The organism is Streptomyces sp. NPDC006235 (assembly GCF_040613735.1).
GTDB lineage: Bacteria > Actinomycetota > Actinomycetes > Streptomycetales > Streptomycetaceae > Streptomyces.
Window position 1 is genome coordinate 71,387 of record NZ_JBEXSR010000047.1, and the last position, 7,341, is coordinate 78,727.

A 7,341-nucleotide genomic window follows, 5' to 3' on the forward strand; every position below is an offset into this window, starting at 1 on the left:
CGGAACCCCTGCGTGCCCTGCCGCTGGGTGACTTGAGACCAGCTCCACAACTGGCAGGCCAAGGGTAATGCGCAAGGGATCGCCCTAGTCTAACTGGGCGCTTGAGATGTCGCGGCGGCCGGTGTTCTCAAGGCGCAGGCTCACCAGCCGCGGATTGTGCAGCTCACGCTCTCCATGTCGGATGTGCAGCACGTTGGCCGAGAACGTTGCGCTGATGACGCTGGACGAGTGAGGAGGAGCTGAAGGAGTACACCAGGCGGCGCTTGGGGAAGGCGACGCGGCGCGTGGCATACACCCCGGCGGTTCCGACGCCGGCTCCGACGGCGACGCCAGCGGCTGCCCCAGAACGTCTCGGAGGACCAGAAGGGGCCGGTGGTTGGCACAACCTCTATCACGGCGGGGAGACTTGGAGTCATGCGGGGGATCAAAGCAGGCCTGGTACGGGTGGCCTGAAGGACGTGAGGCGTGTGCAAGGCGACATTCCACGCCCCGAACCGGCTGCCGGTGCGGCACCACCATGTGGATTGCAGCGGTGCGGCCCTCGACGACCGCACCGCCTTCCAGCAGGCGCTGGCCGCCCAGTGGGCGGCAGGTTGCCCAGGCCGCCGCTGCCGTCCAGCCCGAGGTCGGCGTCGCGGGCCTCGCTCAGCCGAAGGAACGGCTCCAGGCGGTAGAGGTTCTCCACGAAAAGGACCTCGTTGAATTCCTCCCCGCGCAGCGACTGGTGGGACTGGCCCCGGGCCTTGTGCTGCGCGCGGACGATGTCGTCGGGCACGGGTCCGGTTGTCCGGGCGCGGAACTTGGCGTGCCAAGCACAAGGCTTCCGGCGTCGCCAGGACCACCGCGATGGTGGGCATGTTGTGGCGTTTTGCGGCGGCGCCCAGCGGGGCCCTCGCGGCACTGGACACGTTGGTCGCGTTCCCTGTCAAGTTCTTCTGTTCAGACCTGCTTGATGTCCGGGAACAGGCGGGGGCCGTCCCGGTTTGAGCCCCGGAGGGCAGCTTGCTCTGAGCCCAGGACCGGGGCATGTAGGCAAGGCACGCTGACCCGGCGGTCGGTCGGCAAATCTGTCGCGTGGTGCTGAGGGAGTCGGGATACTCCCTCGGTGACCCTTACTGCACCGCCTCAACCGCTTCGACCGCGTGCCCTGAGGCCCGGAGATCTCGTCGTTATCGCATCGCTGTCCGGGCCGCTCCATGCCGTGTGCGAGCCCGACCTCGAGCAGGCGGTGGTCGTGCTCGAGCGGATGGGATTCCGGGTGCGTCGGGCACCGCTCCTTGTAGGAGGGCGGCACCGTTGGTGGAGCGCGGCTCGGCCGGCGGAGATCGCCGAAGAGCTCAACGCTCTTCTGCGGGATCCCGAGGTGCGCGCGATCATCGCGCATGACGGCGGCCAGACGGCGCTCGGATACCTCGATCTGATCGACTTCGAGGCGATCACTGCCGGCCCCAAGCCGATCCTCGGCTTCAGCGACATCTCGCTGCTGCATCTGGTGCTCTACGCGCGCACGGGTCTGGTCGGCTTCCATACCGACATGGCCACCCCTGGACTCGGCGGACACTGGCAGCGCGCGACTGCGGCGCGTAGGGCGGAACTCGAGGAGCTCTACTCGACGCTGCTGACCGGTACCGAGCCGATCGGCGCGCTGCCGGCCACCCCGACGTGGGAGTGCTGGCGTGCCGGTCGCACCGAAGGCCGGCTGATCGGCGGAGTGATCAACCGCATCGTGCTGAACCAGGCGACGTCCTACGCGCTGCCGCTCGAATGGTTCGACGGCGCGGTGTTGTTCTGGGAGGAGGCGGGAGGCCTGGCAGCGTATGTGTGGAGCTATCTGCAGGTACTGCGGCACGCCGGCATCCTCGATCGGATCTCCGGCATGGTCGTGGGCATCCCGGACGGGATCGACGGACTCGACTCGCCCGACACGTCCCCGACTCTGCGCGAGATCGTCCTCGATGTCCTCGGCGACCGTGACATCCCGGTCCTGGGCAACGTCGAGTTCGGACACGCCGGCCCGAATCTGCCGATGCCCGTCGGGATCCGTGTTGCTCTCGACGCGCAGCAGCGGACGTTGTCGCTGCTCGAACCGGCGGCAGGCCCGCCCAGGTTGACCGGTCAACCGGGCGTCTGAGCACGGTCAGGCGGTGCGGTCGTGATCCAGCTGGAGCAGGACGAAGGCGGCTCGGGCGATCCGGGTGATGCCGCTGGCGTCGAGGCTGACCCGGCGCAGGGCCTTGAAGGTGACCTTGGGCAGGGCCTTGGCCCGCTCGGCGACCGCATCGATGCCTTGGATGACCGAGTTGAACGCCTGCTGTTCGTCGCCGAGTTCGCGGCCCTTGGGCCTCTTGGCCGGGTGGCGGAAGCTGTCACCGGCGTTCTCGTAGGGCGAAGATGACCTGGACGTTGCCGCCGTGGTGCTTGTGCTTCCCGAACCACCAGAGGTCGGCGCCTTTGGGTCCCGGGGCGACGACGCGGTCCGTACGGGTGACGGTGCCGTCCAGGGTGAGATGGGTGTAGCCGGCGGCCGCCGCCCGTTCCAGCGCGGTGGACAAATCCGGGGCGTGGTCGGCGAGCACGGTCAGACCTTCGTGCAGGTAGCGGTACGCGGTGAGCACCGCAACCCGGTTGTCCCGAGCGAGTTGGGCCAGCCAGGTCCCGTCGACGAACACCGCAGCACCAGGACGCCCTGCTTGAAGACGCCCAGAGCGCGGGTCCCCCTGCGGGCGCCGAGCCGTTCGCGGTGCTTGCGCAAGAGTTGGGCGCGAGTCTCGGCGGTCTCCCTGCCGACGTCGAGTGTTGCGGTGTAGGTGATACTGGTCAACGCGTGAAGCCTCTGGGTTCCGGAACGTGATCTTCGCAGACCAGTCCCTACCAAGGGCTTATCGCGTATCTGATGCCAGGTCGAGCCCGTCTGACGGCCTGGTCAGCCAGGAAGATCGCGGACCTGTCGGACGGGCGGCGTGGCCAATACTCTGAGCCGCATCCGCACTACCTGGGGAGAGTCATGACAAGTAGGTTCACCGAGCTGGCCGTTGACTGCCACGATCCGGAGAGGCTCGCGGCCTTCTGGTGCGAGGTCCTGGACTTCAAGGTGATCGACCGGAGTGAGGGCAAGGTCGAGATCGGCTCCTGGGTGCCGACCGTCGAGGATACTCGGGCCCGTCAGATGGCGCCCACCCTGCTGTTCATCCAGGTACCCGAGGGCAAGACCGTGAAGAACCGGCTTCACCTCGACGTCAGCCCGATCGACGGCAGCACCGAGGACGAGGTGACCAGATTACTCGGCCTCGGCGCCACCAAGACGGATGTGGGCCAGGGGTCAGACCGAAACTGGGTGGTCATGGCAGACCCGGAGGGCAACGAGTTCTGCGTCCTACGCACCCTGGCACCGCAGACCTAGACCACTAGCGCGCACCCGACCCCCATCACACACCGCAACCATCACGTTGCCGAGAAGACCTCATTTGGCTGCCCAGCCTGCTGCATGAGGAGAACGACTCGTTGGCCACGCTGTTCTGCGCAAGACCGCCGTCGTCATCACCGTGAAGTCCGCCGGGCGCAAGGTCTTGGGCCTCGCCACCGCAGGCGTCCGTCTCGCTTGACCTCTTGCGCGTCAGTCCGGCAGCCAGTGCAGCTCGTGCGCCAGGGTTTTGGCGACGGCACGGATGCGGCGGTGCAGCGGCGTCTGCTCGCGTGGGAGGACCAGGTGGATCGTCAGGCTGGGCGCGCCCCGCAGCGGTCGCCAGGTGAGACCGGCCGGTTGTGCCGTGGCCGCGGCTTCTCCGGCCGGGGCGAGGGTGACCCCGTCGCGCAGGTCGCGCTGAGACATGTCGAAAGAGACTGCGGGCGTGTGGAATCGGGGGTGTGGTCGGGTGTCTCGGAACAGTGCGGACAGCTGATCGTGGATCACGGGGTTGGCCGCACGGTCCGGGAGTCGCAGCGGATACGCGGCCGCGTCGGCGATCTCGATCTCCGGGTGTTCGGCCAGCGGATGGTGCTGCGCCAGCTGGACCCCGATGCGCGCACGCCGCAGCAGGAACCGGCGCACGCCACGGCCCGGCTGTTCACCGCGGGTGATCCCGGCATCGATGCGGCCGTCGGCGACCGCGGGGGAGATCTCCGGTGTCGCCATCGGGACCGCGCCGACCTCGAGTCCGCTGTTGTCGCGAATCAGCCTGTCCACCAGGGCCGGTGCCGTCTCGGCCCCGGCGCTGAGGCTGTATCCGATGCGCAGCGTGCCCAGTTCACCGGCCGCCGCGCTCCGGGCGGTGTCCCATGCCCGGTCCAGCGCCGCCAGCGCGGGCGGCGCGGCCTCCGCCAAAGCCGCACCGGCCGTGGTCAATACGACGCTACGCGTGTTCCGGACCAGCAGGGCCGTACCGAGTTCCGCCTCCAATCGGCGCATCCGGGCGCTGAGTGCGGGCTGCGCGATACCGATCCGTGCGGCCGCGCGGGTGAAGTTCAACTCCTGTGCCAGCACCAGGAAGTACCGCAGGCTCACCGTATCCGGCGCCACGTGGCCTCCCTGCCGATTGATAACGATCCGTTCTGAGTCTATCCCGTACCGGTCTTTCCCTCGACCGCGCATCAAGCCCTAACCTGCGCATGTGGCGACTCAACTGACCGCGGTACTCGTCGCCGGGATCGATCGATCTGAGTGTCAATTCGAAGTCGGACGTGTCCGGCCCAACACAGGAGGTTTCCATGGCTAAGGGCTACTGGGTCAGTGTCTACCCCGCCATTTCCGACCCTGAGAGCCTGACTGCCTACGACAAGCTGGCCGGTCCGGCTGTCCAGGCAGGGGGCGGGCGCATCCTGTCCCTGATCCCGTCCAGTGGCGGTCGTGTCGTCGCCCACGAGGCCGGAATCACGCAACGCGTCGTCCTGATCGAGTTCGACAGCTTTGAACAGGCCGTCGCGGCATACGAGAGCGAGGCATACCAGAAGGCGCTGGTGGCCCTCCCCGACGGCGTCGAGCGCGACTTCCGCATCATCGACGGCATCGACTGACCGGCGGGCCCAGCCATCGCTGAGCATCAGCGTTACGGATGTTCCCTGTAACGGGTGGTTTGAGTAGCTGCTAGATCTTTCTCGCGAATCCGCCGGCTTCCGCATGGGCATGCCGGTGCCGGGTTGAGGGTCCTGGCCCTCTCGGAGACGTGGCGGTCCCTCGACCTGCGAACCCCACCGTCCATCTCCGGCCGGAGGAGCGTGGAAGCTCCACACCTGGTGCGGGGTGTGGAGCCCGGCTCACTCAGCGGAAGGGACCGTCGGTCGCGAAGGCGTGGGCTGCAAAGCGCTTGCCCATGCGACGGTATGCGGCAGCGGTGGGGTGAAGGCCGTCGGCCAGGTCGTCTGCCTCGTCCGGGCCGAGCAGTTCGCGTCCGTCGAGATAGTGGAGGTGGGGATCGGACGCCTGTCGTGCCGCAGCGATCCGGGCCAGCTCGGCACGGACCACCGCCAGCGACAATGCCCCGCCGGCCACATCGGCCGGGTCGCCCAGGGCAGCGAGCCTGCCGTCCGGGCCGGTCGCGGTCGGGCCGGGGGTCTCCTCCAGGGCCGGACAGCTCACCGGAGAGATCAACAGCAGTGGGGTGTCCGGGTGCCCGTCCCGGATGGTGTCCAGGAATCCGTGTACCGCGGGGCCGAACGTCCGCAGCCGGAAGGCGGACAGGCTCACGATGTTGATGCCTACCTTGAGGCTGATCAGGTCGGCGGGCGTATCGCGGATCGTCCGGGCGACATAGGGATCCAGCAGAGCGTTGCCCGCCTGGCTGAGGTTGATCACCTCTACCCCGCCGAGCGCAGCTGCCACCACCGGCCAGGTCCCGGTCGGGCCGTCGGCCTCGATGCAGTGGCTGATGGAACTGCCGTGGTGCACCCAGCGGCGCCGCCCGTCCGGCAGCGGTGCCAGCACGTCGCCGTCAGCGCGCAGTGCCACCAGTTCCGTTGGGGTCTGCTGTGGCAGCCACAACTCGACGTCCTTCATGCCGGCTGGCAGCCCGGCGAACCGTACGGTCCCTGGCTCGCCCGGGATGAGTCGCTGTACGGCCCCGGGGCCCGCCATCCGCAGCACGTTGCCCACCGGCGCCTGCTGACGCCCGGCCAGGGCGCCGTCCACCAGCAACTCCAGCATCCCGGTCGGGCGAGGGTGGGGGTCGGAGTCGAGCTGGCCGGTGGAGGTGAGTACCTCGAACTCCAATGTGTGCGCATCGGTGCGGAACACCAGCCGCACCCCCGAAGGCATCACGGTCACCCCGTAGACCGACGGATCCTGGTACTGCTCCTTGGTCCACGCGGGCAACCGCCGCGGCATCACCCCTGCCTGTGTGGTCTCCAGGTCCAGCGCGCCTCGTACCTCCACCGGCCCGCCCACCAGTGGAACCGCCCGCATCGCCGCCGTCACCGCTCCTGTCCCAGGTCAATGTGGGCCGGAGATGACATCGACCCGGCGTCTTCGTGGCTCATCGACGCCCGCCGAACTCCCAGTCGTGGACCTCGATGTCCGCATACCGGTCCGCAGTCAGGACGGCTCGTGCCGTCTCGGGATCCGGGGCCCTGAGCAGCACCGCCGTACCCAGCCAGGTGTCGCCGTCGTCGGACAGCAGCGGCCCGTACGCGACCAGTTCGTCCCCCTCTAGCGGCAGGGCAAGGTCGGCGGCCGGGCCCTCACCGAGGCCGAGCACCAGGTACCGGTTGCCACCGGTCCGGCCACCGGGGAAATCCCACATGGTGCGCCCCAGCACGTTGCGCCACCGGCGCAGCAGCACGTCCCGGTATGCGCCGGCCTGGTAGTTGGGCTCGTCGAAGGCGAACGCGCGGGCGGCGGCGGGATCGGGCAGGTCGACGATGTGCACGCTGCCGGTGGGTGTTTCACCGTCATCGGCGAAGGTCGGGCCGCGAGCGATCAGCTCCTTCGCGTACCGGTCCATGTAGGACCAGTGCTCTTCCAGCAACTCCTCGCGCAACGCGAGGGAGCAGGGCCGGTCACGGTGGTAGCAGAAGAACTCCATGGCCACCGACCCTTCCCCATCAAAGGCACCATCTCAACTGGCTTTTGGCAACGATGACTCCGCGCTCCAAACGAGGCTGCATTCCATGAGACGGCGTAGCGGTCCGGCCGCGCGCTCGCAGCCGAGTGGCATGCGAACACGGCTGCTCTGCAGCCGAGTGACAGAATCAGCGTCCGGCGCCGACGATTGGGCAGCGCTTCGACGTCGGCTGCGGAGTCGCCGGGCTGCCGGCACTAGGCGGTTTCGTTTGGATCATCGGGCGGACCAGAGGAAGATGCCCGCGATGTGGAGTCCGGCCAGGTAGATGGTGGCGGTCTTCTCGTAGCGG

General features: G+C 68.3%; 7 protein-coding genes and 1 pseudogene. 3 read left to right on the plus strand and 5 right to left on the minus strand.

What is annotated here, in order from left to right; translation table 11 throughout:
- Positions 1-140: 140 nt before the first annotated feature.
- The gene (locus ABZ192_RS36815) at positions 141-1,028 is read right to left on the minus strand and encodes an AAA family ATPase (RefSeq protein ID WP_356928816.1); all 888 of its coding nucleotides are present in this window, start codon (positions 1,026-1,028) and stop codon (positions 141-143) included.
- 77 nt (positions 1,029-1,105) lie between these two features.
- Here ABZ192_RS36815 and ABZ192_RS36820 point away from each other — a divergent pair, with 77 nt between their 5' ends.
- Positions 1,106-2,131: a S66 peptidase family protein gene (locus ABZ192_RS36820; protein ID WP_356928817.1), complete on the plus strand. Its 1,026-nt coding sequence runs from the start codon at positions 1,106-1,108 to the stop codon at positions 2,129-2,131.
- Positions 2,132-2,137: 6 nt separating this feature from the next.
- Here the strand turns inward: ABZ192_RS36820 and ABZ192_RS36825 are convergent.
- Positions 2,138-2,752 (minus strand): annotated as a pseudogene (locus ABZ192_RS36825) (IS5/IS1182 family transposase).
- 252 nt (positions 2,753-3,004) lie between these two features.
- Here ABZ192_RS36825 and ABZ192_RS36830 point away from each other — a divergent pair.
- Complete coding sequence (locus ABZ192_RS36830; protein WP_356928818.1) at positions 3,005-3,400, plus strand: VOC family protein; 396 nt, start codon at positions 3,005-3,007, stop codon at positions 3,398-3,400.
- A 213-nt stretch (positions 3,401-3,613) separates the two neighbouring features.
- On the opposite strand, the gene ABZ192_RS36835 is transcribed toward ABZ192_RS36830, so the two are convergent.
- Positions 3,614-4,516: a LysR family transcriptional regulator gene (locus ABZ192_RS36835; RefSeq protein WP_356928819.1), complete on the minus strand. Its 903-nt coding sequence runs from the start codon at positions 4,514-4,516 to the stop codon at positions 3,614-3,616.
- A 188-nt stretch (positions 4,517-4,704) separates the two neighbouring features.
- Between ABZ192_RS36835 and ABZ192_RS36840 the strand changes: the two genes are divergently transcribed.
- Positions 4,705-5,010 carry a DUF1330 domain-containing protein gene (locus ABZ192_RS36840; protein ID WP_356928820.1) on the plus strand — a complete coding sequence of 102 codons (306 nt, stop codon included), beginning with the start codon at positions 4,705-4,707 and terminating at the stop codon, positions 5,008-5,010.
- 244 nt (positions 5,011-5,254) lie between these two features.
- On the opposite strand, the gene ABZ192_RS36845 is transcribed toward ABZ192_RS36840, so the two are convergent.
- Positions 5,255-6,394 (minus strand): GDSL-type esterase/lipase family protein, encoded by a 1,140-nt coding sequence (locus tag ABZ192_RS36845; RefSeq protein WP_356928821.1) that lies wholly within the window; start codon positions 6,392-6,394, stop codon positions 5,255-5,257.
- Between the two features lie 70 nt (positions 6,395-6,464).
- Entirely contained in the window at positions 6,465-7,013 is a 549-nt protein-coding gene (locus ABZ192_RS36850) for a YciI family protein (RefSeq protein ID WP_356928827.1), read from the minus strand.
- Positions 7,014-7,341 lie beyond the last annotated feature (328 nt).

What these genes read in the sequence shown, in the direction of transcription:
- ABZ192_RS36830 (WP_356928818.1), top strand. Translation starts at nt 3,005, where the DNA reads ATGACAAGTAGGTTCACCGAGCTGGCCGTTGACTGCCACGATCCGGAG.
- ABZ192_RS36815 (WP_356928816.1), bottom strand. Translation starts at nt 1,028, where the DNA reads ATGCCCCGGTCCTGGGCTCAGAGCAAGCTGCCCTCCGGGGCTCAAACC.
- ABZ192_RS36850 (WP_356928827.1), bottom strand. Translation starts at nt 7,013, where the DNA reads ATGGAGTTCTTCTGCTACCACCGTGACCGGCCCTGCTCCCTCGCGTTG.
- ABZ192_RS36845 (WP_356928821.1), bottom strand. Translation starts at nt 6,394, where the DNA reads ATGCGGGCGGTTCCACTGGTGGGCGGGCCGGTGGAGGTACGAGGCGCG.
- ABZ192_RS36840 (WP_356928820.1), top strand. Translation starts at nt 4,705, where the DNA reads ATGGCTAAGGGCTACTGGGTCAGTGTCTACCCCGCCATTTCCGACCCT.